The 23,065-nt window shown below is 33.2% G+C and carries 22 protein-coding genes, 1 tRNA gene, 1 other RNA gene and 1 riboswitch; of the genes, 7 read left to right on the top strand and 17 right to left on the bottom strand.

Annotated features, from left to right (window positions below):
* Positions 1-129: 129 nt before the first annotated feature.
* On the bottom strand, positions 130-708 hold the full coding sequence (locus JHK62_RS07375; RefSeq protein ID WP_199576126.1) for a TMEM175 family protein: 579 nt from the start codon (positions 706-708) through the stop codon (positions 130-132).
* Positions 709-909: 201 nt separating this feature from the next.
* On the opposite strand from JHK62_RS07375, the gene JHK62_RS07370 reads away from it, so the two are divergent.
* The 3 genes from JHK62_RS07370 to JHK62_RS07360 all read left to right on the top strand — a co-directional run bounded on the left by JHK62_RS07370 (position 910) and on the right by JHK62_RS07360 (position 2,656).
* Positions 910-2,193 (top strand): replication-associated recombination protein A, encoded by a 1,284-nt coding sequence (locus JHK62_RS07370; RefSeq protein WP_199576125.1) that lies wholly within the window; start codon positions 910-912, stop codon positions 2,191-2,193.
* Positions 2,194-2,390: 197 nt separating this feature from the next.
* Positions 2,391-2,584, top strand: a non-coding RNA gene (ssrS, locus tag JHK62_RS07365) — 6S RNA.
* Positions 2,584-2,656, top strand: a tRNA-Lys gene (locus tag JHK62_RS07360). The genes ssrS and JHK62_RS07360 overlap by 1 nt, the downstream gene beginning before the upstream one ends.
* Before the next feature lie 178 nt (positions 2,657-2,834).
* On the opposite strand, the gene JHK62_RS07925 is transcribed toward JHK62_RS07360, so the two are convergent.
* Entirely contained in the window at positions 2,835-5,984 is a 3,150-nt protein-coding gene (locus JHK62_RS07925; protein ID WP_246447937.1) for a hypothetical protein, read from the bottom strand.
* A 398-nt stretch (positions 5,985-6,382) separates the two neighbouring features.
* Between JHK62_RS07925 and JHK62_RS07350 the strand changes: the two genes are divergently transcribed.
* Positions 6,383-7,303, top strand: coding sequence for a hypothetical protein (locus tag JHK62_RS07350; RefSeq protein WP_199576124.1), 921 nt, complete (start codon positions 6,383-6,385; stop codon positions 7,301-7,303).
* A 70-nt stretch (positions 7,304-7,373) separates the two neighbouring features.
* Positions 7,374-8,993 carry an AbiH family protein gene (locus JHK62_RS07345; protein ID WP_199576123.1) on the top strand — a complete coding sequence of 540 codons (1,620 nt, stop codon included), beginning with the start codon at positions 7,374-7,376 and terminating at the stop codon, positions 8,991-8,993.
* A gap of 213 nt (positions 8,994-9,206) precedes the next feature.
* Here JHK62_RS07345 and JHK62_RS07340 read toward each other — a convergent pair whose 3' ends face one another.
* Complete coding sequence (locus JHK62_RS07340; protein ID WP_199576122.1) at positions 9,207-9,677, bottom strand: GNAT family N-acetyltransferase; 471 nt, start codon at positions 9,675-9,677, stop codon at positions 9,207-9,209.
* A gap of 139 nt (positions 9,678-9,816) precedes the next feature.
* A complete protein-coding gene (locus JHK62_RS07335; protein ID WP_199576121.1) occupies positions 9,817-10,161 on the bottom strand; it encodes a nuclear transport factor 2 family protein in 345 nt (114 codons plus the stop codon).
* Between the two features lie 477 nt (positions 10,162-10,638).
* Here JHK62_RS07335 and JHK62_RS07330 point away from each other — a divergent pair, with 477 nt between their 5' ends.
* A complete protein-coding gene (locus JHK62_RS07330) occupies positions 10,639-12,459 on the top strand; it encodes a glycerophosphodiester phosphodiesterase family protein (protein WP_199576120.1) in 1,821 nt (606 codons plus the stop codon).
* A 156-nt stretch (positions 12,460-12,615) separates the two neighbouring features.
* Here the strand turns inward: JHK62_RS07330 and JHK62_RS07325 are convergent, their stop codons facing one another.
* From JHK62_RS07325 to JHK62_RS07270, 12 genes are all read right to left on the bottom strand, one after another.
* Positions 12,616-12,924 carry a cupin domain-containing protein gene (locus JHK62_RS07325; protein WP_199576119.1) on the bottom strand — a complete coding sequence of 103 codons (309 nt, stop codon included), beginning with the start codon at positions 12,922-12,924 and terminating at the stop codon, positions 12,616-12,618.
* Between the two features lies 1 nt (position 12,925).
* Positions 12,926-13,264, bottom strand: a complete 339-nt coding sequence (locus JHK62_RS07320) for a cupin domain-containing protein (protein WP_199576118.1) — start codon at positions 13,262-13,264, stop codon at positions 12,926-12,928.
* A gap of 17 nt (positions 13,265-13,281) precedes the next feature.
* Positions 13,282-14,037 (bottom strand): class I SAM-dependent methyltransferase, encoded by a 756-nt coding sequence (locus JHK62_RS07315; protein WP_199576117.1) that lies wholly within the window; start codon positions 14,035-14,037, stop codon positions 13,282-13,284.
* Positions 14,038-14,225: 188 nt separating this feature from the next.
* Positions 14,226-16,202 carry a heavy metal translocating P-type ATPase gene (locus JHK62_RS07310; protein ID WP_246447935.1) on the bottom strand — a complete coding sequence of 659 codons (1,977 nt, stop codon included), beginning with the start codon at positions 16,200-16,202 and terminating at the stop codon, positions 14,226-14,228.
* 102 nt (positions 16,203-16,304) lie between these two features.
* Positions 16,305-16,613, bottom strand: a complete 309-nt coding sequence (locus JHK62_RS07305) for a DUF6110 family protein (RefSeq protein WP_199576115.1) — start codon at positions 16,611-16,613, stop codon at positions 16,305-16,307.
* A gap of 220 nt (positions 16,614-16,833) precedes the next feature.
* Positions 16,834-17,037 (bottom strand): helix-turn-helix domain-containing protein, encoded by a 204-nt coding sequence (locus JHK62_RS07300; protein ID WP_199576114.1) that lies wholly within the window; start codon positions 17,035-17,037, stop codon positions 16,834-16,836.
* 13 nt (positions 17,038-17,050) lie between these two features.
* Positions 17,051-17,527, bottom strand: coding sequence for a DUF2975 domain-containing protein (locus JHK62_RS07295; RefSeq protein ID WP_199576113.1), 477 nt, complete (start codon positions 17,525-17,527; stop codon positions 17,051-17,053).
* A 35-nt stretch (positions 17,528-17,562) separates the two neighbouring features.
* Positions 17,563-18,042 carry a hypothetical protein gene (locus tag JHK62_RS07290; protein ID WP_199576112.1) on the bottom strand — a complete coding sequence of 160 codons (480 nt, stop codon included), beginning with the start codon at positions 18,040-18,042 and terminating at the stop codon, positions 17,563-17,565.
* Between the two features lie 400 nt (positions 18,043-18,442).
* Positions 18,443-18,715, bottom strand: coding sequence for a hypothetical protein (locus JHK62_RS07285; protein ID WP_199576111.1), 273 nt, complete (start codon positions 18,713-18,715; stop codon positions 18,443-18,445).
* A complete protein-coding gene (locus JHK62_RS07280; RefSeq protein WP_199576110.1) occupies positions 18,708-18,995 on the bottom strand; it encodes a DUF2089 family protein in 288 nt (95 codons plus the stop codon). The genes JHK62_RS07285 and JHK62_RS07280 overlap by 8 nt, the downstream gene beginning before the upstream one ends.
* 109 nt (positions 18,996-19,104) lie before the next feature.
* Positions 19,105-19,557: an ASCH domain-containing protein gene (locus JHK62_RS07275; protein WP_199576109.1), complete on the bottom strand. Its 453-nt coding sequence runs from the start codon at positions 19,555-19,557 to the stop codon at positions 19,105-19,107.
* A 96-nt stretch (positions 19,558-19,653) separates the two neighbouring features.
* On the bottom strand, positions 19,654-20,688 hold the full coding sequence (locus tag JHK62_RS07270) for a S66 family peptidase (protein ID WP_199576108.1): 1,035 nt from the start codon (positions 20,686-20,688) through the stop codon (positions 19,654-19,656).
* Positions 20,689-20,974: 286 nt separating this feature from the next.
* A riboswitch (glycine riboswitch) is annotated at positions 20,975-21,080 on the top strand.
* Positions 21,081-21,226: 146 nt separating this feature from the next.
* On the opposite strand from JHK62_RS07270, the gene JHK62_RS07265 reads away from it, so the two are divergent.
* Positions 21,227-22,555 (top strand): alanine/glycine:cation symporter family protein, encoded by a 1,329-nt coding sequence (locus JHK62_RS07265; RefSeq protein ID WP_199576107.1) that lies wholly within the window; start codon positions 21,227-21,229, stop codon positions 22,553-22,555.
* Positions 22,556-22,591: 36 nt separating this feature from the next.
* Here JHK62_RS07265 and JHK62_RS07260 read toward each other — a convergent pair whose 3' ends face one another.
* Positions 22,592-22,975 (bottom strand): hypothetical protein, encoded by a 384-nt coding sequence (locus tag JHK62_RS07260; protein ID WP_199576106.1) that lies wholly within the window; start codon positions 22,973-22,975, stop codon positions 22,592-22,594.
* Positions 22,976-23,065: the final 90 nt, after the last annotated feature.

Below are 23,065 nucleotides of genomic sequence, written 5' to 3'. Positions count from 1 at the left end.
ATAGCTTTAAAAAGATGATTGTGTTTATCTATCTCAATGTTTATCACAACCCTAATAATTTGTCAATTACTTATAGGTTGTGCCTTCAAAAAAAGCACCAAAAGGTGCTTTTTTGTATTTTCTTCATTTTTACTTATCGCCGAGAGCTTTTTCAAAGCGGTTATCTGGGATAAACCAGATGGCTGCAACGGTAATGTAACCTATTTCTGCAAGAAAGACTGAAAATGGGGATATTAAAATAGATAGAATATAAATAGCTGTGGAGGTTTTTCCTTTCAGGTCTTTTCCAATAATACGTTTGATGATTTTAGAGTGATCACTGTATTTAATAATTTGATTTTGAAGGATAAAGTAGGAGATGGCTGTAAAAAAGAGAATAACTCCATAAACCATCACTGGTAAGGTACTAGTATAAAAACGGCTAACCCAGTCGGTTGACCAAGGAATGAGAGAAACACAAAAGAGCCAAAGATTGTTGCTCCAAAGGATACTGCCATTCACTTTTGTGATACTAATCATCAGGTTGTGGTGATTATTCCAATAAATGGCAACATAGATGAAACTTAAAATATAGGCAAGTAAGCCAGGAACTGTGGCAAGTAGTGAGCGTAAAGAATCTGTTTCGGGTCCTTTTAAGCCAATAACCATAACGGTGATAACAATTGCCAAAATACCGTCACTAAAGGCTTCTAGTCGAGAACTTGTCATTTAATATCTCCTTTATTTTTGTTGGTTTTTCTTAATAAAAAATTGTTGTTTAGTCATTATTCTTATCGTTATTATATCATAGACCTAACCATTTAAAGTCGGATATGACCGCACATAAAAAGTAGTGTTTTTACTTTATCTTTTTGGTCTTATGGTATAATCAATAGGAAGAAACGAGTATTAGAGAAGGGAAGAAAGACTATGCCAAACAATTTAGCTTTGCGGATGCGACCACGAGATATTTCAGAGGTTATCGGGCAGAAGCATTTGGTCGGAGAAGGGAAAATCATCCAACGGATGGTTGCTGCTAATAGGTTATCTTCCATGATTTTATATGGGCTACCAGGTATCGGCAAGACATCTATTGCTAGTGCCATTGCTGGAACGACAAAATATGCCTTCAGAACCTTTAATGCGACGGTGGACACTAAAAAACGTCTGCAAGAGTTAGCAGAAGAAGCCAAGTTTTCTGGAGGGCTCGTCTTACTACTTGATGAAATTCACCGTCTTGATAAGACAAAGCAAGATTTTCTCTTACCACTCCTTGAAAATGGGAAGATTATCATGATTGGTGCAACCACAGAAAATCCTTTCTTTTCAGTCACTCCGGCTATTAGAAGTCGTGTTCAAATTTTTGAACTAGAACCGCTGTCAAATGATGAGATTAAAGAAGCCATAAAACGCGCACTTGCTGACAAGGAAAGAGGTTTTGAGTTTGACGTTAAGTTAGATGAAGATGCTCTTGATTTTATCGCAACTGCTACTAATGGGGATTTGCGGTCTGCCTACAATTCGCTTGATTTAGCGGTGATGTCAACCTCTCCAAATGAATACGGGAGTCGTCACATTACGCTTGACATCATTGAAAATAGCCTACAACGCAGTTATATCACCATGGATAAAAATGGGGATGGGCACTATGATGTCTTGTCGGCACTGCAAAAATCAATTCGCGGGAGTGATGTCAATGCCAGCCTTCATTATGCGGCTAGATTGATTGAAAGTGGTGATCTTCAAAGTCTTTCGCGGCGTTTGATGGTGATTGCCTATGAAGATATTGGTTTGGCTAATCCAGATGCTCAAGTGCACACCGTCACCGCTCTTTCAGCGGCTCAAAAAATTGGTTTTCCTGAAGCCAGGATTTTGATTGCTAATGTCGTGATTGATTTGGCACTGTCACCCAAGTCCAATTCAGCCTACCTTGCGATTGATGCTGCTCTAGCTGACTTACGTTCAAACGGAAATCTGCCAATTCCAAGGCATCTGCGTGATGGGCACTATAGTGGTAGTAAAGAATTGGGGAATGCACAAAATTATAAATACCCTCACAATTATCCAGAAAAATGGGTTAATCAGCAATATTTACCTGATAAAATCCAGCAAGCCACTTACTTTAAGGGAAATGAGACTGGAAAATATGAAAGAGCCTTAAAAGGTCGCCAAGAAATCATTGAAAAATTAAAAAAACAACCTTTTTCAGAATAATCGTGTTTTGAAAAGAGAATATTCTTAATCTCTAAATTTTGTTTTTAAATTATAGAGTAAAAGAAATAACTCTTTTGAGTTTGTTCGGAAATCACCTTGTTCGACAAGGTATTGCTTATGACTAGCACTTGTTTGGAGTGGTTTGTAGTGCCTCTAAAACTTGAAAATTTCCTAAAATATGATATGATAATGATAAAGAAATGCTGTGGTATACGAATTCACATTACTGTGTTGACCGACTAATTTTGTATTTTTAGGGAAACAAAGATCTCCTAACAGTATGTAGGCCGTTTCACGCGGAAACAACTGAGTTGGGAACACGTTGCCCACCTGCGTATAGCGTGCGGGTTCAATACAAGCCGTGAATAAACGGTACCAATACAGCTTTTAGCCTTCTTAGCTCAGCTGGCAGAGCAGCGGACTCTTAATCCGTGGGTCACAGGTTCGATCCCTGTAGGGGGCATCTACCACACAAGAAAAAGCCTTGATTTCAAGGCTTTTTTGCTTGGTTAAAAGAGATTTGTCCCATGAATAAATTTTTTGATATCTTTTGATGATTTTGTTCACTAAAATAAAAACGTGGCGTTAAGCGTGCTATTTTTACTTCATATCCTCCCCGTCTACAATAATTTCTTTTCAGTCTATTTGATAATACTCAACAAAATTTTCTTCTTTCTTTTAGAGTTTTGAAGTTTCTCAAAGATATTCTCATCTTGGGAAATTATTGTAAATAATTTGCTTAATTTTTCATAATTTATATTTTCTGCATTGTTCATAATTTCTATTGTAGAATCAAGGAGCTCTCTCAACAAAGTATAGTCAATTTTCGAGATAAAACTAAAAACTTTGTTATTATCAACTTTAGAAAAATCAAATGTCAGATTAATTAATAAAATCAAGTCAGATAGCATTTGGTTTTTTAATGATTCTGCCATGCTATTTTCAAATTCAACCTTAGCAACCAATCTATAGTTGGTCAATGAGTACTTAATTTCAGAAAAATATGGAAGTTTCAGATGCTTAGCTAACAAGGTTAGTAATTTATCTAGTACATGTAATCTAGCAATATGTTCTTTATCATGTCCTTTTTCTTTTCCACGTGGAGCCTCCGTATATTCAATTGATAGACAATTTTGAGAATAAACTATTTCAGATTTATGAATTGTCAAATCAAAAAAGATTTTTAAATAGTTTCTTGATAAATAACATTTAAAATTTCTAAAGAATCCTAGAATAGGAATTTGTTGATTAATTCTTTTTTCATTTATACTATTATCTATTTCATTAACAGCTTTTAATTGAATTTGATGAATGATATTATGAAGTTTATGTAAATTTGTTTGACTTTTATCTTCTTTTTTTATTTCGTTATACCACACGTTATCATATCCATAGCCAATTACCATACTAGTATTGCGTGTTGTCTTTAAATAAGTAAAGCTTTGTGAACAATAATTTAAATAATTTTTCCTATATTCTGTATCTATCAATTCTACAAAATATTGACTATAACGAAACCATTTTAATAATTCGGTTCTATATTTCTTATATTTTCCAATATCATCAACAAATTCTTTTGCGATTTGTTTTGCATATAGATCACACAATTCAATGTTTTTCTGATATTCTTCACTAAAAATTCTTAAATAAATATTATGATTCGTTTTTTTGACTTTTTCATATAGCGACATTAACTCTCGACAATTTTGGTAAACAAACTCTGGTGAGATACTCTGGCCAACAGCCTTCGCTTTTTCTATCATCTTATACACATCATTAAATGTGATTATTGAATCTATAAAATTTTTAAAATCCAAGATATCAGCAGGTACTTCCTTTAACATATCAGTATCTAATAAACCGTAGTTTTGTAACATAAGGAATATCTCAATATCTTTTTCATCGTATATAAAATAATTTTTCAGTAAATATGGAACTAACTTTTTATCATAAAAAAGACCACTTTCGATATTTACAACTAATTGTAAAAACTTATATTTTTTATTAGTCACTCTTTTTTTAAAAAAGTCAGTGTATTTAACTTTTTGAATCAGTTCAATATAGTTCAATCTATTATCAATATTGCCTAATCCATTGATATCTTCCTCATAAAATGATAGTACTTGCTTCAACTTTAAATTTTTGACTCGATTTTTATCTAAGTTAAAATAATAATAATCTCTAGCAATCATTTCTAAAATATCGTCTGATATCTTTTCTTGATAATAATAAAATGATTCATTTATCCTATGCTTCAGTAAGTATTGTTTATATTCAAAAAGAATACTTACACAATCATCTGCCAAAAGAAATTCATTTATAGTTTTATATAAATCTAAGCCATAGCTAGTATCTAAAGATACCAAGTTCTCTTTCCACCTCACTGAACTTGGGATATTCTCTAAAAAATTTTGTAATGCCCCACTATCATCGGGATTTAAATTAAGGAATTCTCTAAAAACTCTCTCTATTACTAAGAAATTTCTCTCATGAACCTTTTTTTCTAAGCTTGGTATAAATAATTTACCGTTTGCCTTATCATCTCCAGTAGTGTATTTGTATTGAGGAAGATATTCTGTCAGAATTAAATTTTTGAGAACATGATCACTGACATAGTGTTTCGCTTTACTATTTCGTTGTAAAAAAACGTATTTTTCGATTGATACTTTATAAACAGAAACTCCCGATTCTCTAAATCTTAAAATCTCATGTTCAAAGCCATTGCCTTCTAAAACTACAACAATTGGCTTATTATCAAGATTTTTTATATAGCAGTCCCATGCTGTAATGACGTCATAAGATAATAATAACTTACCCGAATACGTCTCACCATAATAACTTAGTAAATTAGATGATATAACTTGATCTGTTTTATTGGAAATAAGTGATTTATTTGAGATAGGAGAGGTATGTAATTTTCTAGCCTGTACTAAGAATAACCTAGACCCATTAACAACCCTCCTATCCTTACCTTTGACATCAAAAAAGGTTTCACTTTTTTCTCTATATCTATAATATGTCGTATATGCTGAGGTCTTTCCTACAATTTTACCGAGTCCAAAAGCGCAGCTAAACTCTGTTTTATTATTGGATTTAAATCCTACAATAGATATTTTTAGATTGTCTAATGTTTCTAATACCCACTCTGAATCAATTGAAATTTTAAATAAATCAGCTAATAAGTCTATTTGATCGAAAATTAAGTCTATAGTACCTAAGTCTAATTCTGGAAAAACTTGATCAGAAATATCTTCATTACTTTCTAGAAATTCCTGAAAAAAAACATCAATTGATTGTATATAATTTTCAAATGATATTGTTTTGTCAAGATTTAACTGATATATTGTTCTAAGGCTAAAAAATGATTCAATAAGTTCACAATATTTTGTTATTAAACTATCACACGAATTATTTTTAACAACTACAGAATTAAACAAACCTGCACTTGAAAAAGTTTCTTTATCCTCTAAGCTATCAGAGCGAATAATAATTGTTTTTCCTTCAAATTCTTTATATACTTCATAAAATAGGCTCTTTCTATCAATACACCATTGATAGAATTTATCAAATAAAAGATAATCTGACAACAATTCTAATTCTTCATAAGATCGTCGACTTGCAATTTTTACAACTTGAAAATAATACTCTTTTAACTCTTCTATAAACGGAGGATTTTCTAATAGAAACTGTTGAAATGTATTTATTAACAGTTTTTTTGCTCGAGGAATATTTATTTGTGGTAAATGAGTAGATACATGTTGTAAATTTTTAAATTTTCCAAATGTCATCATTTAATATTTCCTTTCTGGCATAAAAAATTAAATATTCCTTTTGAGAGCACCATATCTTCTATAATATTGCCATCATAATTTGTATTCCTACTTCTTATTATATCCCTTTTTTTAAAAAAAGAGATATAATATTATTTCATTTATTGCCTTTTATTATCATTATTTTCTAGCACTAAATTATTAAGAATTAGAAAAATAAAAAATCTTTAAATTTGGAGTTACTAATGATTTTATCCGCGACAATTAAATAAAAATGCCTTACAGGACATCTACCACACAAGAAAAAACCTTGATATCAAGGCTTTATTTGCTTGATTGAACGTAATATTCTATTAAAATTGAGATAGCATTAGATAAAAAGAATATTTTGTTATATAATGTTTAAAAGGAGATAAATAATGGTTAAATATACACTTGTTTTTTTACTTATAAACGTTATAATAGAAATGTTTTTAACAAAGGTATTTTATAAAATCAAGCTATCAATGTATCAGGGTTTTACAACTAGATTTTTTAGTCAGACTGAAGAAAAAATTAGTATTCATAGTATTATTTTTTTTATTTTTTTAACTCCTATATTAAACCTTTTAGGATATATATTTTCAGTTAGATTAAATTATATAATTGGACAAAATATTATTTTATACGATTTATTGTTTTTACAGACACCTTTATTTTGGTTAACTATTTTTGCTATAGTTATAATTTTTGAAAGAATAAAACTAGTCAATATTCCGTTTATTCTTGGCATATTATTATTGTCTTCAATAATAAATTGGTATATCTCTCAAATGTATTATACAGGATATATAAGCGCTTTATATCCTGATAAAAGTGATACTTTTTTTCAAATATATACAATGGTATTTCTTTTCATCGTTTCTTTCTTAAAATTATTATATGATAATGATAATTATGATGATAAACGCCAACATTATATTAAAGAAAAACTTATTGAGTTTGATAAAAAATTTTCTATTCTATCTAATTTAAATATTCTGAATTCAGGTGCTTTATATATAGTTTTAGCAATTTTAATAAAAGAGAATTTTGAACGCCCTCGATTGGTTAGAGTATATGAAAAATTAAAAAATACTAAAACACGAAATATTGCTCAGAATGATTCAAAAGATGATTATGATAGTGTCGATAAATTAATTTCATTTGTGGGAAAAAGAACAAATTTACAAAATAGTGATTTAGATTCAACAATAATTTATAAAATAGCGAGAGAATATAATGATTCTAATAGCTATGCTCAAGATATAATATTTTTATATCGAAAAGTTAAAGTGATATTAGAGAATGAAAATATTTAAAGAGTTTGTAAGTGATTTATTTCTTTGTCTCAAACTTTAATAACATTCCATATTTTTAAGGAGTATAAGAATGAAAGAAAAAAATATATTAATTATTGGTAATGGTTTCGATCTAGCATTGGGAAAACAGACTAGTTATGAAGATTTTATAAGATTTGCTAGTCAAATTGTGGGTTATAATCCTGATATTGACGATGGTGTTTCTTTTTCACAAATGTTTAATTTTCCAAGACCACCTGGAAAATTTTGGTTTAGATATGAAATGGTTAATAAAATTATTAAACAAATTAAAACCATCATGGTTAATAATAGCACTCTTGAATTTGATGATTTAAAATTTATGTCTAACTATAGTGAGATTTTTTTCCAAGATTTAATGTTTTTAGGAGAAGAAAAGACTTTAAAAAAACATGAAGCATATTTTAGTGCAATTAAAATGTTTTGTGAAAATAAAGATGATGTAGAAGTTTTAGTTAATTCAATTAAAAAAAAATATAATAATATTAGTAAAGAGTATGAAAAACATAAAATTGATGTTGAGTTATTGTTAAAAAATGTAGAATCAAACAAATATGTTAAAGATAAATTAACTCATTATGATGGTAAGGAATATATATATGATGAGTTTTTAAGACAATTTCTAAGAGATAAAATATTAAAATTTATTTTATCAAATAAAGAAAATATAAATAATTGGAATGATCTAGAAAATCAAATTTCTCAGTTGGTTAAAGCTTTATCTATTATAAAAAAAGAATTGAAAAATATAAATACTGATTTTATTTATTTTTCAGATGATAGTGCTACAAAATCCAATGAGTTAGCCAAAAATTATTTTTCAGACCTAAAAAATAGCAAGCATATTAATTTTATTATTGATGAACTGACAGAAAGAATTGAATTTGAGAAACAGGGTATAAAAAACAAATCTTTAATTTTTTTAATGGATGAGTTCAATCAAAAAATAATGACATCTCTTAATCAATTAACCTATCATTTAGAGTTTTATCTAGCTTATATAGATAAAAAAGAGAATTTAAATAAAATGATTCAACAAAATCGTATTAAAATTATTGACAAGTTTGATAAAATTGATAATATACTAAGTTTTAATTACACTACCACAGCTCAACTACAATATGGATTAGATGATAATCATATTCATTACGTCCATGGCAAACAGAATTTTAGTAATTCTTCAATTAATAACAATAATCTTGTTTTTGGTATAGAAGACAATGATAATTTTGTTAATGAGGACTTAATTAATTACCAAAAAACGTTTCAAAGAATAATCAAAAAAACAGGATTTAAGTACAAATCATTTATAGAAACAAAAGAATTGCAGAAACTTGATATTATAAATGTAATTATTTTTGGTCATTCATTAGATATATTAGATAAAGAAATATTTATTGATTTCTTTGAATTAACAAAACATAAAAAATTAAGAAACAAACTCCAATTTTTTATTTTCTATTTTGGTATAGATGATTTAAAAAACAAAGTTAAAAATTTATCAATGTTTTTAGGCAAAGAAACACTAATTAATTTAACTTCAGAAAATATTATTCACTTCATTGATACGAAGAATGAAAAAGCAGTTGAGGAGACTGAGAAGGAAATCAACCGAAAAAGAGAGGAAATCTCAAAATATAATTTTCAACAAAAACAAAAATTTAAATATTAAGTTTGTCCCATTTTGTCCCATATCATTTCTGAGTTAATAAAATTTTCTCTCTTTCGAAAATTTAAAGTCTTAAAAATCAACTAATTTAGTGGAAAATTTAATAGTATTTTGTTTGTTTTCAATTTAGGGGCATCTACCATACAAGAAAAAGCCTTGATGTCAAGGCTTTTTTGCTTTACTGTTTTTATCTTCGTCTTCATTTGGTTTATAAAACTAAAGTTGACATATCATAATGTAGTCTTCCTTATTGTCATGAATTATTTCAAAGCCTACTTTTTGATACATGTGTACGGGATAGTTTGCTTTTTGAACGGATAATGACACTTGCTTATACCCTTTTTCTTTCAAAGTCAAAAGAATTTGCTTCATCAGTTTTGTTCCAATCCCCAAATGTCTGTATTCCTTGAGAAGTGAGATGGCAAGGGAGGGGGTGTCATCATCAACATGGCTATAATCCTCTATCATTCGAGTCCAGACGGCACCGATGACCTTTCCCTCAACTTCTGCCACATAACAGAAATCACTTTTCTTGCCAAAATCTGAAATATATTTCTGCAAATCAGGATGGTTGATGACATCTTTAGGTGGTGCTTTTATGCCTTCAGGAACAAAAATAGCCTCATATAGAAAGGTATCCAGTAGTTTAATCTCGCATGGTTTTAATGCTCTAATTTTATAATTCATCTTAGCCTCCGATTTATGATTTTTCGCTTTTTTAAAAATCGGTAGTCATTCCACACATACCATACCTCCCTATTCAACTGTCAGATTGCATGTTTTTTGCAAGTCTATTGTCAAAATAGATAAAAATTAAAACAAGAAATTAGTCTTCGTCCACTAGGGTTCCTTGATGGAACAACAATTTCCAATCATCCTGATAAATAACCCAGATGGAGCTGCGATTGGTTTTTTGTCCAGTCAGGGTATCAATCAATTGGTAAGTAGCCAGGCATGACGTTTCAGACAAGGCTAAAACATCATAATTGATGACTTGATAATGACTTTCTGGCAGGTCAATTTTTTCAAAGTCTCTTTTATGAAAAATTCTGCCTGAGGCGCCGAATTCCTTATAATTGGGATGGAGACTGCTAAGATAAGTATTGTCTCTTCTATTGTCATTGGCTAGATGGTTCATTTCATAAGCCAACAATTCAGTTGCTTCAATCATATGTGTTCCCTTCACTACTGATTTTTAGTATAGATAACGTTACTTTCTAATCATTATAAAACCAATTTCAGTAACTTTTAATGTTGTTTCATTATATCATAAATGAAAGGAGTAAAGAATTAGTAATAGATATGATTTGCCATTATTAATCAGCTATACTATAATGTGTATAAAGAAGTCAATGTTTCGTTGAAAAATTAATCGTTGATTCATTGAGTATTATCATTTTTCATTTACAAGATGTGTGTCATTTAAGATTAAAGAGAAGTGAGAGTTTTTGGGCTCATAGTTTGAATGGCATTTGGTGTTTTATTTAAAGGATTAAATAGAAACAAAGGATGTCTTCAAAGGAGGCATCCTTTTCATTTTATCATCATAAAATGGTTCAGAAATTTTTCTCCCCAATTTTTGATGGGATCATGAGCGATAACTCAATTTTTGTAGTAAAAAGTCAAAACAAACTAGAAGGAATATTTTATGTTGAGAGTTATTAAAGAAAACCGTACCAATTTTTGGGTTTATCTCAAGTACCAGCTTGTCACAAAGCTTGTACTGTCTGCTATTATTCTCCCGATTTACTCTTTTATTTTAAACTTTCTCATTGCTTCTAGCGGTAGAGATAATCTCTCTAGTGGGGATTTTTTGAGTTTTGTCTTTAGTCCACAGGGTGTGGGAATGTTATTTCTTACTCTCTTTCTTTTTGTGGCTATTGTTGGCATTGATGTTAATTCCTTAATTGCACTCAGTGCGATACAAGGAAAAGACGGGCATTATGTTAAGAGCACGCAACTCCTAAAGATTGGACTACAGTCTGTCAAAACTCTTCTTAATCCCTCTGGGTTACTTGTTGCTTTTTATTTAACCATTTTAGTGCCGATTGCTAGTGTAGGTCTTGGGATTACTTCGATTGGGAATATTAAAATTCCAAATTTTATCACTTCGGTCATCTATAGCACGCCTCTTTATCTTGGCCTTTATCTAGTGGCCCTCAGTATTATTTTTTTATTGACTCTGTTTCACATTTTTACCTTTCATTATATTACCCTAACAGGGGATAATATTTTTGAGTCACTAAAAAAAGCCAGACACTTATTTTTAAAACATTGGAAAGCCACTCTAAAGGCAATGGCAAAATTTGTCGCTTTTCTATTTGTGCTCTCACTCTTGGCTGTTATAGTTGTTGGTGCTGGGATAGCTTTGCTTTCAGCGTTAGAAACAGTTAATACTGGTATTTATCGTTTCTTTAATTGGCTATTATTGTTGGTCACAACGGTTGTCGTCTCTATGGTGTCTTCTGTGACTTTGCCATTTTTTATCCATAGTTTAACCACCTTATTTTTTCAATTTAACAAGGAAGATGGTCAAACTGTTATATTAACGCCATTAATGGCTAAGTTGATAAAAAATTCAGAGGAGCCAGTGATGCTGGGCCGTTTTCAAAAGTATGCGTTTAAGGCATTTATGGGTGTAATGACCATACTTATCTTGTTAGTTTCACTTATGTTCACCTTATTTTTCAACGATATTTTTAGAATTAATCCTCATATTGACGTGATTGCTCATAGAGGTGGTGGCGATTTAGGGGTTGAAAATTCTATTGAAGGAATTGAAAGTGCAATTGCTGAAGGGGTGGAGTGGACTGAAATTGATGTCCAAAGAACCAAAGACGGTTACTATATCCTCAATCATGATAGTTCTTTTAATCGTATCGCTGGTGTTGATAAGGCACCGATGGAGCTGACGTTGCAAGAGATCAAGGCGTTAGATTTAATCAATGAATTTGAAGACGATGCGCCGACTGCCAAGGTACCAACTTTGGAAGAATTGATTGCCACTTCAAAAGATAATATTGGCTTGTTTATCGAGTTAAAGGGTGATAGTGCTGATTATCAGATGGTTGATGATGTGGTCAAACAAATCAAAGACAACCATCTTGGCGACAAGGCTGTTATCTTGTCACTTGATTATGATATCATCGAATATACCGAAAAAAACTATCCGGAAATTGAAACAGGCTATCTTTACTTCTTTAATATCGGAAATCTGAAAGATTTAAAGGGTGATTACCTCATTATGGAAGAAGGAGAAGCAACCGATGATAATGTTGCGACTATTAAAGAAACGGGTAAAAAAGTGATTGTTTGGACTGTGAATACGCCTGAGTCAATTGATGAATTTGTCACGTCAGATGTTGATGGCATTATCACCGATCATGTCAAACCCGTCAAAAAAGCGCTTGAGGATAGAAGTCAAAAAAGTGATGTGGAAATTATCCTTCACGAGCTGGGCTTGTTTTAACTCTGATTAATAGAGAAAAAATTATGAATTTTTCTTCTAATTTTTAACGATGAGTTAGTCAGTATTACTGATAGTTGTGTCTTTTTTGTCTTCATCCCTATAAAAATAGTCAAAAAAGGTCTCTATCTTTATGATAGAGGCTTTTTGATATCATTTTTAATCTGGTAATTCTAATTGTAATAATTTTGTATTGGTATCCGCTTTTAAGTGATGTCGTTGATTGGCTGGGATGGTTGTGAGACTGTTTGCCTCTAGTAACTGGCTATCCTCGTCTTTAGTCAACAACAGTCTTCCTTCAAGAACCATTAGTAACTTTGTGTTAGGGCTTGACTCATTGCTGATGGTTTCTCCTTTTGCCATGGCGTACAAAACAAGTGTTTCTTTGAGACCAAGCTTTTTACTAAGGTTGCGGCTCGCAATTTGTTGGTCGTGATAGGTGATGGCTGTTAATAAGTTTTCAAACATCTTAAACCTCCGGTTTCACAACCACAAGTAACATCTGAAAAGCTTCTTTAGCAAATAAACTATGGGGAATATCGGCAGGCATGATGATGGTTTCACCGGCAGATACAGTGTATTCCTTGTCTCCTATGGTAATAATGGCTTGTCCGCTTAGGATATTGACCATGGCATCCCCTGGAGAGGTGTGGCGACCAATTTCTTGTCCCTTGTCAAGAGAAAAAAGAGTCATTCCCAAGTCTTTTCGCTGTACGAGTGTTTTGCTGAGCATTTGATCTTCTTTAATAGGAACTTCCTTTTTTAAATCTAGTACTTTATTTGCTTCAATTTTTTCGATATATGCCATTTTTATCCTCCTTGTTATTATTTAATGCTGGCAAGAGCAATATAGCAGAGATTTTTTCCAGTTTTACTGAAAAATCGTCTCATATTGAGAAATTGTTCTCTGTTTTCTTTTTTTAATCCTCGAGCGACAATCTTAATACTATCAACTAGTCCTTCATCTTTAATCATTCCAAATGGGGACATGAGTGTCATTTTGCCGTGTGTATAGTCAGATTTTGAAAACCCAGCATCCAAAATGAGTCGTCGCCAATCGTCTAACTGTAGAGGCGTAACATGAACATTGATCGTTTGACTGAGTTGATTGATAACTGCTTGTGTTTTAGGATCTTCATAAGAAACATCATGAGTTAGTAGGACACCACCTGGCTTTAAGACACGGTGATATTCCTTAAGTGCCTTACTTTTTGCCTGATTGCCTAACATGGTTAGCATGGCTTCATTGATAATGATATCAAAGGTGTTATCTTCAAAGGGCAGTTTCATCGCATTGGCTTGCATAATGGTGATGTAATCTTGTAACTGCGCTTTTTCAATGTTGTCTTTTGCTACTTCTAACGCCTTTTTATCCATATCAACGCCAGTGACATGACAGTGAAACCGTTGCACCAAATCGATAGCTGTTGTTCCTTGGTTACAAGCGACTTCTAGCACCTTACTCTTGTGTGAGAAGTGACCTTGTTCAATCAACCAGTTGGTTGCGGTTATTCCTCCTGGACGTAGGCGTTTTTTCCCTAAACGTGCTAAAAATTGATGGCCAATTTCCTTACTTGCCAAAAGTCATTCCTCCTTTTTTATTTGAGGCTACTAATCGATCCATTGTTAGTAGTCTCTGTATCTTAATCTCCTTTACTATAACACTCTGATGAAAAATAAGCAATTTTATGCCAAAGTGGTTGCTTTTAAATAAGAAAAACCCTCTTTACAAATCTGTAAAGAGGGTTCCTCTATAGAATAATTGATCATTAGCCTTCGTTTTTAAAACCAGTCATACTTTTTAGGATAATGGTTGTAGTGGTTAAGTTGTGAAGGATAGATAATACGCTTGGTGAGATGACATTGAAGATGCCAAGGACAATCAAGCTACTATTGATACCAATGGTTTGTTTGACGTTTTTTGACACTCTTTTTTCTAAGGTCTTGGTGATTTTTTCAAGCATAAAAAGACTGTCTAGCTTATTGCTGGCAAGTACCAAATCACTGGTTTGCTTACTAATGTCAGCTGCATCATGCATCACGGCACCAATTGTTGCTAGAGAGATGGCAGCAGAGTCATTTAGCCCATCGCCAATCATCATCACTTTTTTCCCAAAAGCCATTTGATTTTTGATAAAATCGTACTTGTCTTCTGGAGTAACGTTGGTTTTGATGTATTGAAAAGCAATGTCACCAATCAGATTTTGAGTTCTTTCCAAGGTATCTCCTGTAAGGAGAGCGACTTCCTTGCCTTGTTCTTGCAAGTAAGAAATGACCTTTTTGGCTCCTTCTCTAAGTGGGGTATCAATTAAGAAAATCCCGATTAATTGGCCGTCATAACCAAGATAGAGGAGGTTATATTGTTTTTGATAGGAAGCAATAATCTCTTCTTGTTCTTTTGTGATGTCAATGCCTTGTTCACTCATCAACTGATAGCTCCCAATGGCCACTTTTTTGTCATCAATGGTTGATAAGATACCACGTGAGGCAATATGTTTTAATTGCCCGTGCATTTCTTCGTGGATAATCTCTTGTTCTTCAGCTTTTTGAACAACCGCTGTTGCTAGCGGATGGTGAATGTGCTCTTCTAAACACGCGCCAATTCTGATAACATTTTCGGTAGAATAATGATGGAAAGGAATGACTTTAAAGACCTTTGGATCAGAAACTGTTAGTGTTCCTGTTTTGTCGAAAACAAATAAGTCAATGTCATTGTAGTTTTCCACTACGTCCATGCTCTTAATGATAATATCATGATCGACAGCCTCTTTGATGGCTGATAGGTAAGAAACTGGAATTGAGAGCTTTAAGGCACAAGAGAAGTCAACTAATAGGAAAGACAAGGCTTTTTGGAAGGATTTTGTCAAGAAATAAGTGACAAAGACTCCTAAAAAGTTGTACTTGACCAGACGATCAGCCAACTTGATAAATTTTCGTTGTTCACTTCCTTTTTTAGCTTCTGATTGTCTCATAAGGCGCATCAGTTCATGAAGGCGATAGTTGAGCGTGGCGTTTGTAACCTTTACCTGAATCTCACCAGACTCCAATATGGTATTTGAAAAGACAGTATCCTCGATTGTTTTAAAAACGGGGAAAAACTCACCATTTAGAGAGCTTTCGTTGACCATTCCACTGCCTGATGTCACAACACCATCAAACAATAGCTCATTACCGGCAGAAATGATGACGATATCATTTTCTTTAATGAGATGACTAGGTCGTTCGACTTTTTGTTGGTTGTCATCTAGTACCCAGACGGATTGTTGGCGATTATTTAAACTATTTTCTAAGTCTTCAATTGATTTTTTGTTGGACCAATCGTTTAATTGATCCCCCAATCCCATGATAAACATGATTGAGCCAGCCGTTTTATATTGCCCCATGAGAATTGATGTTGAAATAGCAGCCCCGTCTAGGACTTCCATTGTCAATTCTTTTTGTGCTAGGGCTGCCAAGGCTTCTTTAATATAGCGCGTGGCTTGGTAAATCGTATAGCCATATTGTAGTGGTAGCGGTAAGAGTAGCCGTCTTGCTGCAAATTGCAAGACTTGTTTTGAGACGATATGATAAGGCGTCTCTTCTTTTTGATAGGGCTTTTTCAAGAGGTCTTTTAGTTGTTTTTTATCAATGGTTCTTAAAAAATCAAGAGCAGACGAAAGAACATAGCCATCATTTACTGTAATAGCTACCGTTCGTTCATCTTGATAAAAATGAATCATCTTGATGGCATCATTTTGACGTGCCAATTCTTTGAGATACTCTCTTACTGCGTAACTACAAAGAAAAGGGCATTTCACCCTTATTCGACTCTTATTTTGATGTAGTATTTGAAATGTCATAGGCTACTATCAGTTTTCTGTCTCGTCTTGCTGATCAAGTTCAATTTCTTCAGCACTCAACGCTAATTCTTTTTGTTTTTCAGCTTCGTAGATTTCTCTAGCATCAGCTAACACATCGTCTGTGTGTTGTTTGACAACTGAAAGACTTGAATCTAATTCGTCTTTGACCTGATAAGATTTAGCAATCACTTTAGCATATTTTGCTTTTGCGTTTTTACTAGACAATACTTTTAAGCCAACTGTTCCAAAAAGAACACCACCTAAAAATAAGCCAGAGCTTTTAGTGACTTGTGTGGCTTTTAATAGTTGTTTTAACATAAGGGCCCTCCACTTTCTTTAGTAAATCCATTATAACGTGAAAGAGCAGTTATTACAATTGATACGGTCTAGCTCAAAAGAAATGAGACAAAAATTGATTTTGCTAAAATGCTATTTTTAGCGTCATCTATTTAATTTTGCCAGTTTTGACCAGCTTATTCATAAGCAATTAAGAGGTTGGAAAATGCATCCAACCTCTTTAATTAATCATTTCTAATAGTTAGTCTGGCACGTATTCTAAAATGTCGCCAGGTTGACAGTCTAATTCTTTACAGATGGCTTCTAAGGTTGAAAAACGGATGGCTTTTGCTTTACCTGTTTTTAGAATCGAGAGATTGGCAGGAGTAATACCAATGCGTTCTGCCAAATCTCCTGAGCGCATTTTCTTTTTAGCGAGTTCAACATCTAGATTAACAACAATCATCGTTTACCCCTTTCTAAATGGTAAATTCATTTTCAGCTGCGATATCATTTGCTTTTTCTAACACTTTAGAGAGGGTCCAAACAACAAGAGCAGTGATAATATAAGTGGGATTGAAAAAGGAGTAATCTTGAAATTGGAAGATACCATTGCCAAAGAAGGATGCAATCACTAAAAGGAGTGCAACGCGTTTTGCCAAGAGAACATTATGAGCGACAAATATCTTATCAGCGAGAATATTTTTGAAAAATTGTCGAACACAATAAAGTACGAGGACAACAATATAGCCGTTTGCTAGATTTAAGATGTTGGCTAACGGACTAACTTCTTTTAAGGACATCGTAAAACTCATGTCTGTATTGTTAAAGAGCTTAAGATCTGTAATGCCAAGGGCAAAAAAGATGGTAGCAAAAACAAGTGAGATGGTTAGTATGACGAGTAAGACATTGATAAAACCAAGGATATATCTTAAGTAGGCGTTTTCTTTAGTCACTATAGTGTCCTCTTTTCTAGTGTTTAATGTGTTGATTAGGCTTGCTGTTTAGTGTGGTTTTTGATGGCAGTAATCACCTTGCTAGCTATCAATAACCAAGCAGCAATACCAAGATTGACGATGATGTGATTAGGATTAGCAGCAAATTCAGTAATACCTTGAATAAGGCCAACAACAGCCATCAAAAGAGCTCCTTTTTTCAAGAATAATGCTGTTTTATTTGAGATGAGTTCATTTGGATTGAAAGTAGTCGCAAATTGTTTGAGTTTGATTAGGCCATAGGTCATGAGTGTGTTTCCAGTCACAAGGGTAAGAACGTAGGCATTTGCACCGCCCCAAGCATTGTGGGCTGAAAAGGTTGTTTCAATGCCTGCTGGTAAAATGTTTGAGAGATCAATTTGACCAAACAATAGCACAAGTGATGCAATGCTTATAGTGCTGAGAACGATAATGGCAAAAGTAGCAGCTAATGTGATGAATCCTTTAACAAGGGCAGTGAATTGAGTTGTTTTCATTTTTTATTCCTCTATTTCAATAATTTTTTTAAATTAGACATAAGGTGAGCTCTTCTTATCTCTTGTCGAAATATATTTATTGTTTTTCGATAAATATAGTATGGCACAATTTTTTTGAATTGCAACACTTTTTTATCGTTTTTTGATAAAAAAATATTTTTTTTCGTTATTTTATCGAAATTAATGATCGAAAAATGATTGAAACCCTTTGTTTTGATAGTGTTTAGTAAGATTACTCCAAAACACAATTTTTTTGATAAAAAATGAAGATACTCTCTACTTTTTAGACAATAAAGACCCCCAACACATTATAGTTGAGGGTTGTCTGTTAGTCAACGTCTATTGAAATATCATTTTCTCAAAGATGGATCTTATTTAAAAGCCACTTTGATATCAACTACTACAGATTTCTTATTCTCATCTTGTCGTTGTTATTGTTTTTTCGCCCAGTAAGCCAGTCTTCAATGTAAAAGCCACCTAGCATGATTAATTGCATGAGTGATGAAAATGCACCGAAAGTGGCTGAAAATGGTATGGCGACAATAATAGAAACAATCCAGACGACGATAGGTAAAAACCATCTATTGATTTTTCTGTTTTTCACTAGATAAATTTCAACACCTGCTAACACTATTCCCAAAATAAAATAGATGATTAAAAAGTCTTTAGTCATTTGCATCCACCCTTTCTTTATACCTGTCAATTAATTTTTTTGTTGTGGCATAATCATATTTGTCCTGAAGTGCTAAGGATTTGATAAAGGTAATATAAGGATCTTCTTTTTTTTCTGTCAGTTTTACTTTTTCGATTAACTGATTAAGATGATTTCTAATCAAATGATAAGAGCTATCATAATGGTTTGCCATGCTTTTTAATGAACCCGATGATAATATAAACTGCTTGATAAAAGCAATGTCATCGTCATCTAAATGAAACAACCAATCATCACTCATAGGCTATCCTCCTTTGCAATTATATTATATCATATTTTAAATTTTGTTCAATAAAAAAGAGTTTTTTCAAATTTTATTTAAAATATAATGAAATTTATCATCGCTGTTGTCATTCTGACACTTTTTCAAAGACTTCACAGACCACTGGTGCTTGTTCATAAAATGTTTTCCCCAACTTTTGATATTCTTGTTCAAAAAAGCGGTCATGAACTTTTTTCCAGTAGTCATAGCTTCTGTCACCTTCTCCTTCATGCCAAGCATGTTCTGGAGAGACCAAATAATAAGGGACAATATAAACTAACTTTGTTTGTGTCACACAAACTGGCTCGTTTGAGCCATTTAAAATAATATTATATTCTCCAACTTGTGGTAGCGGATCCTCGTTTTCATAGAGTTCATAGGCAGAGGTTGTCGCTGTTTTAATTTGTTTATTGACTAAATCAGCCAATTCATCAGCCATTTCTTTCGAGTTACCAAAAGCCCATGCCTCATAGGCAGTGTCTTTGGGAATGTTTTTTTCTGTACAAAATTTTTCCCAGTAGTTCTTTATATTATCTGTCATTTTCTATTATCTCCGTTTGTTTGGTTTATTATCTCCAACAGTATACCTCTTTTTATTTAAAACAATATAAGATTTTTTAAAAAATAGGTTTAAGTATTAATGCTCGTTTTCAAACTGAATCACTTGCTTTTTAGCATCAATGTTTGCAACTACTCCAAAAGGAACAATGGCGCGTGGTGTGGCATGCCCCACATTAAGGTTATAAAGAATTGGCAGAGAAGGATTGTCCACCACATCAACCAAGATTTTTTTATACGCTTCATAGTAAGTCTCATCCATTGGTTTACCAACGAGAAGGCCGTTTATAACAGAAAAGACACCTGTTTCTTTGAGGGTTTCAAGCATTTTTTGATAGAGTTTTGGACTTGGCTTTTCTTCGCTGGTTTCAAGCAGGAGAAGTCGTCCTTGCCAGTCAGCAAGATCTGGGAAGAGCTGGTATTTTTTAGCCAAGATTGGCGAATCGTTGTGTCTTGTCCCATCAAATAAACCATAGAGAGATTCTAGGCAACCGCCAAGGATTTTCCCAGAAAAAACACTCTCGCCTTGTAGTAACTCCCAGCCCTGATTTGGATGACTTTGACGCTTGGTCCCCAAGGCCTTGGCACTAAAATCTGTGCGTTCTTCGTACCAAACGTCACTTGGTCTAATCTCAGAAATTGTCTTTGTTGCAAGCAATTCTTTCAAGTATTTTTGCGAATAGGGCAACATTTTCTTGTCTAGTTCAGCGATATCGGGTAGGAAAGCCTGACCATAAAAGGTTTTGATGCCAAGTTGATGCAGCATCAAGTGATTAATGGTGGTATCAGAAAAGCCAAGAAAAGGTTTTTGATTAACGACCTGTTTTAACTCATCCTTGTCAAAGAGATAAGGGAGCAACCGATAGGTATCATCACCACCAATGGCACACAAGATCATATCAATCGTTTCATTTTTAAAGGCAGCCAAAAGATCCTCTGCTCTTTTTTCAGGATGCTTGTCCAGAAAATCAATCCCTTTTAAAGCATGTTTGGAAAAGGTAACGGTAATGCCCAGTTGTTTCAACCGTTCTATGCCTAAATCAAGTTCATGCTTGATAAAAGCTTCCCCTAAAATGCCTCTAGATAGACTGACAATCTCAATGGTTTTAATCATAAAAGCCCTCCTTTCAGGTCATAGGCTTATTATAGTACAGTTTTTTTGGGAAGACAACCTGGGAAAGAGCTTGGTTCTTTAGTTATCTCATTTGTCTGATGGGTTTTAGTTAAAAGTGCAATTGTAAAAAACACAATTTCTAAAGCGTCTTGACATTTACAGTTTTTTTCGTTATGATGAAAAAACATTATATCCAATAGACGTTGTTCAGGAGAAGACAATCTCACACGATTGTCGCCGAAGGAGCTAAACTCTCAGGTGCTTGTTGCAAGCGGGACTGACTAACTGATGGACTTCTGGAGAGACTTGTTGAGATGATTTCATCTAAAAACAAGCGCCGAAGGGGCAAGGCTAACGCTCAATCTCTCAGGCAAAAGGACAGAACAAACATAAGTATAAACAAAAAAACATAAAAAAATGGTTTTTTCTGGTGTTTTTGTATTATCTTTTTGTTTAGTCACTTCAGAAAAAAAGGCATCTATTGGTTAGCTGCCTTTTTGTGTTGTTGTTTATTATTTTTCAGATAGAAGGAGAAGAGATGTTAACGTTTTTGAAAGAATTAGATAGTTTTGTGTGGGGAATCCCCCTTTTAGTCTTATTATTAGGTACGGGAGTTTACCTTAGTTATCGTTTGAAGTGGCTTCAATTGTTTCGTTTAAAAACTGCCTTTTCTTTGATTGCTAAACCTCAAGAAAGTGATGCTAGTGGTGATATCTCAAGCTTTGCTGCCCTAAGTACGGCTCTAGCAGCAACGGTTGGAACAGGTAATATTGTCGGTGTTGCGACAGCCATTAAAATGGGGGGCCCTGGTGCTTTATTTTGGATGTTGTTGGCTGGTTTTTTGGGAATGGCAACGAAATATGCTGAAGGTTTTCTTGCTATCAAATACCGTAAAAAAGAGGCTAATGGCGAGTTTTCTGGCGGGCCCATGTATTATATTGTTAAGGGGATTGGTCCTAAATGGAAACCTCTAGCACAATTCTTTGCTTTTAGTGGTATTTTGGCAGCCCTTTTCGGGCTGGGGAGTTTTACCCAAGTGAATGCCATCACAGAAGCTGTTCAAAACAATTTTGAATTAGCTCCTTATTGGACCTCTTCTCTTCTTGCGATTTTAACAGCTGTTATTATCTTTGGTGGGATCAAATCCATCTCTAACGTCTCTTCAAAGGTTGTGCCTTTAATGGCAGGTTTTTACATTATCACAACCATTATTATCATCGGTATGCATACTGATCGTATTTTACCAACTGTTCAGTTGATTTGGCAGTCTGCCTTTACAGGACATGCAGCAACGGGTGGTTTTTTGGGTGCTAGTATGGTGGTTGCCATGCAATCAGGAATTGCGCGAGGGATTTTTTCAAACGAGTCGGGATTAGGATCAGCGCCGATTGCAGCAGCAGCTGCTAAATCCAATCAACCGGTTGAACAGGGGCTTATTTCCATGACTGGTACTTTTATTGACACCTTGATTATTTGTCACTTGACAGGTTTTGCCATTTTGGTAACCAATTCTTGGCAGGGTGATTTAAATGGTGCCGTTTTAACACAGTCACTTTTTTCTGATAATTTTGGGCCTCTTGGTTCAACGATTTTAACTGTTAGTTTGATATTATTTGCCTTTACGACTATTCTTGGTTGGAGTTATTATGGTGAGCGCTGTATCAATTTCTTGTTTGGTGCTAAATTTATCAAACCTTACCGTCTTGTTTTTGTGGCAATGATTTTACTAGGTGGCTTTTTAGAGTTAGAATTAATCTGGATTATCGCAGATATCGCTAATGCCCTTATGGCAATGCCAAACTTGATTGCCATTTTATTACTCTCACCAATCATTATCTCAGATTACAAGGCTTATTTTAAAAAATAAAAAAAGCGGCTATCTTCTTAAATGAAAGATTGCCGCTTAAATGTTGGATTGATTAGTTAACCGTTTGATACTATCTTCGATATCATTTTGGATGTCCTTTTTGGAAATGTTTTTGAGATCAATAATCCCAAAAAAACCGATATGACTCCTAAAAATTTTGACATAATCAATTTCTGTTGAAGCAAGAATTAATAAGGCTTTTGGTTCATACAACCTTATCTTTTTAGAGATCTCAAGACCATCCCATGGTCTTAATTTTGAATCATTGATAACAATGAAGGTATTAATCTCATTTGGTGATTGATAAGTATACTTTCTTTTTATGATGAGTTTTTTATTGGGATGTTTTTCTTTTAGGTAATCTTGGATAATTGTTATTAACTGACTTCTATACCACGCAGGTTTAATGAGATAAATCATCGTTTTCCTTTCTGTCTTAGTTGGTGTTGCTTCATTTTATCATGTTTCTTTGTTAGTCTTGCTTTGATGTAGTGAATAGACGATTTTCTA

It is taken from the genome of Streptococcus pacificus, from assembly GCF_016481305.1.
Lineage (GTDB): Bacteria > Bacillota > Bacilli > Lactobacillales > Streptococcaceae > Streptococcus > Streptococcus pacificus.
This window is presented reverse-complemented; position numbering and strand designations above follow the sequence as displayed.

Coding starts and splice junctions, on each gene's coding strand:
- JHK62_RS07285 (WP_199576111.1), bottom strand. CDS start 18,715: ATGACTAAAGACTTTTTAATCATCTATTTTATTTTGGGAATAGTGTTA.
- JHK62_RS07925 (WP_246447937.1), bottom strand. CDS start 5,984: ATGATGACATTTGGAAAATTTAAAAATTTACAACATGTATCTACTCAT.
- JHK62_RS07290 (WP_199576112.1), bottom strand. CDS start 18,042: ATGAAAACAACTCAATTCACTGCCCTTGTTAAAGGATTCATCACATTA.
- JHK62_RS07300 (WP_199576114.1), bottom strand. CDS start 17,037: ATGATTGTTGTTAATCTAGATGTTGAACTCGCTAAAAAGAAAATGCGC.
- JHK62_RS07270 (WP_199576108.1), bottom strand. CDS start 20,688: ATGATTAAAACCATTGAGATTGTCAGTCTATCTAGAGGCATTTTAGGG.
- JHK62_RS07375 (WP_199576126.1), bottom strand. CDS start 708: ATGACAAGTTCTCGACTAGAAGCCTTTAGTGACGGTATTTTGGCAATT.
- JHK62_RS07335 (WP_199576121.1), bottom strand. CDS start 10,161: ATGATTGAAGCAACTGAATTGTTGGCTTATGAAATGAACCATCTAGCC.
- JHK62_RS07325 (WP_199576119.1), bottom strand. CDS start 12,924: ATGTTTGAAAACTTATTAACAGCCATCACCTATCACGACCAACAAATT.
- JHK62_RS07305 (WP_199576115.1), bottom strand. CDS start 16,613: ATGTTAAAACAACTATTAAAAGCCACACAAGTCACTAAAAGCTCTGGC.
- JHK62_RS07260 (WP_199576106.1), bottom strand. CDS start 22,975: ATGATTTATCTCATTAAACCTGCGTGGTATAGAAGTCAGTTAATAACA.
- JHK62_RS07370 (WP_199576125.1), top strand. CDS start 910: ATGCCAAACAATTTAGCTTTGCGGATGCGACCACGAGATATTTCAGAG.
- JHK62_RS07340 (WP_199576122.1), bottom strand. CDS start 9,677: ATGAATTATAAAATTAGAGCATTAAAACCATGCGAGATTAAACTACTG.
- JHK62_RS07320 (WP_199576118.1), bottom strand. CDS start 13,264: ATGGCATATATCGAAAAAATTGAAGCAAATAAAGTACTAGATTTAAAA.
- JHK62_RS07345 (WP_199576123.1), top strand. CDS start 7,374: ATGAAAGAAAAAAATATATTAATTATTGGTAATGGTTTCGATCTAGCA.
- JHK62_RS07350 (WP_199576124.1), top strand. CDS start 6,383: ATGGTTAAATATACACTTGTTTTTTTACTTATAAACGTTATAATAGAA.
- JHK62_RS07275 (WP_199576109.1), bottom strand. CDS start 19,557: ATGACAGATAATATAAAGAACTACTGGGAAAAATTTTGTACAGAAAAA.
- JHK62_RS07265 (WP_199576107.1), top strand. CDS start 21,227: ATGTTAACGTTTTTGAAAGAATTAGATAGTTTTGTGTGGGGAATCCCC.
- JHK62_RS07280 (WP_199576110.1), bottom strand. CDS start 18,995: ATGAGTGATGATTGGTTGTTTCATTTAGATGACGATGACATTGCTTTT.
- JHK62_RS07330 (WP_199576120.1), top strand. CDS start 10,639: ATGTTGAGAGTTATTAAAGAAAACCGTACCAATTTTTGGGTTTATCTC.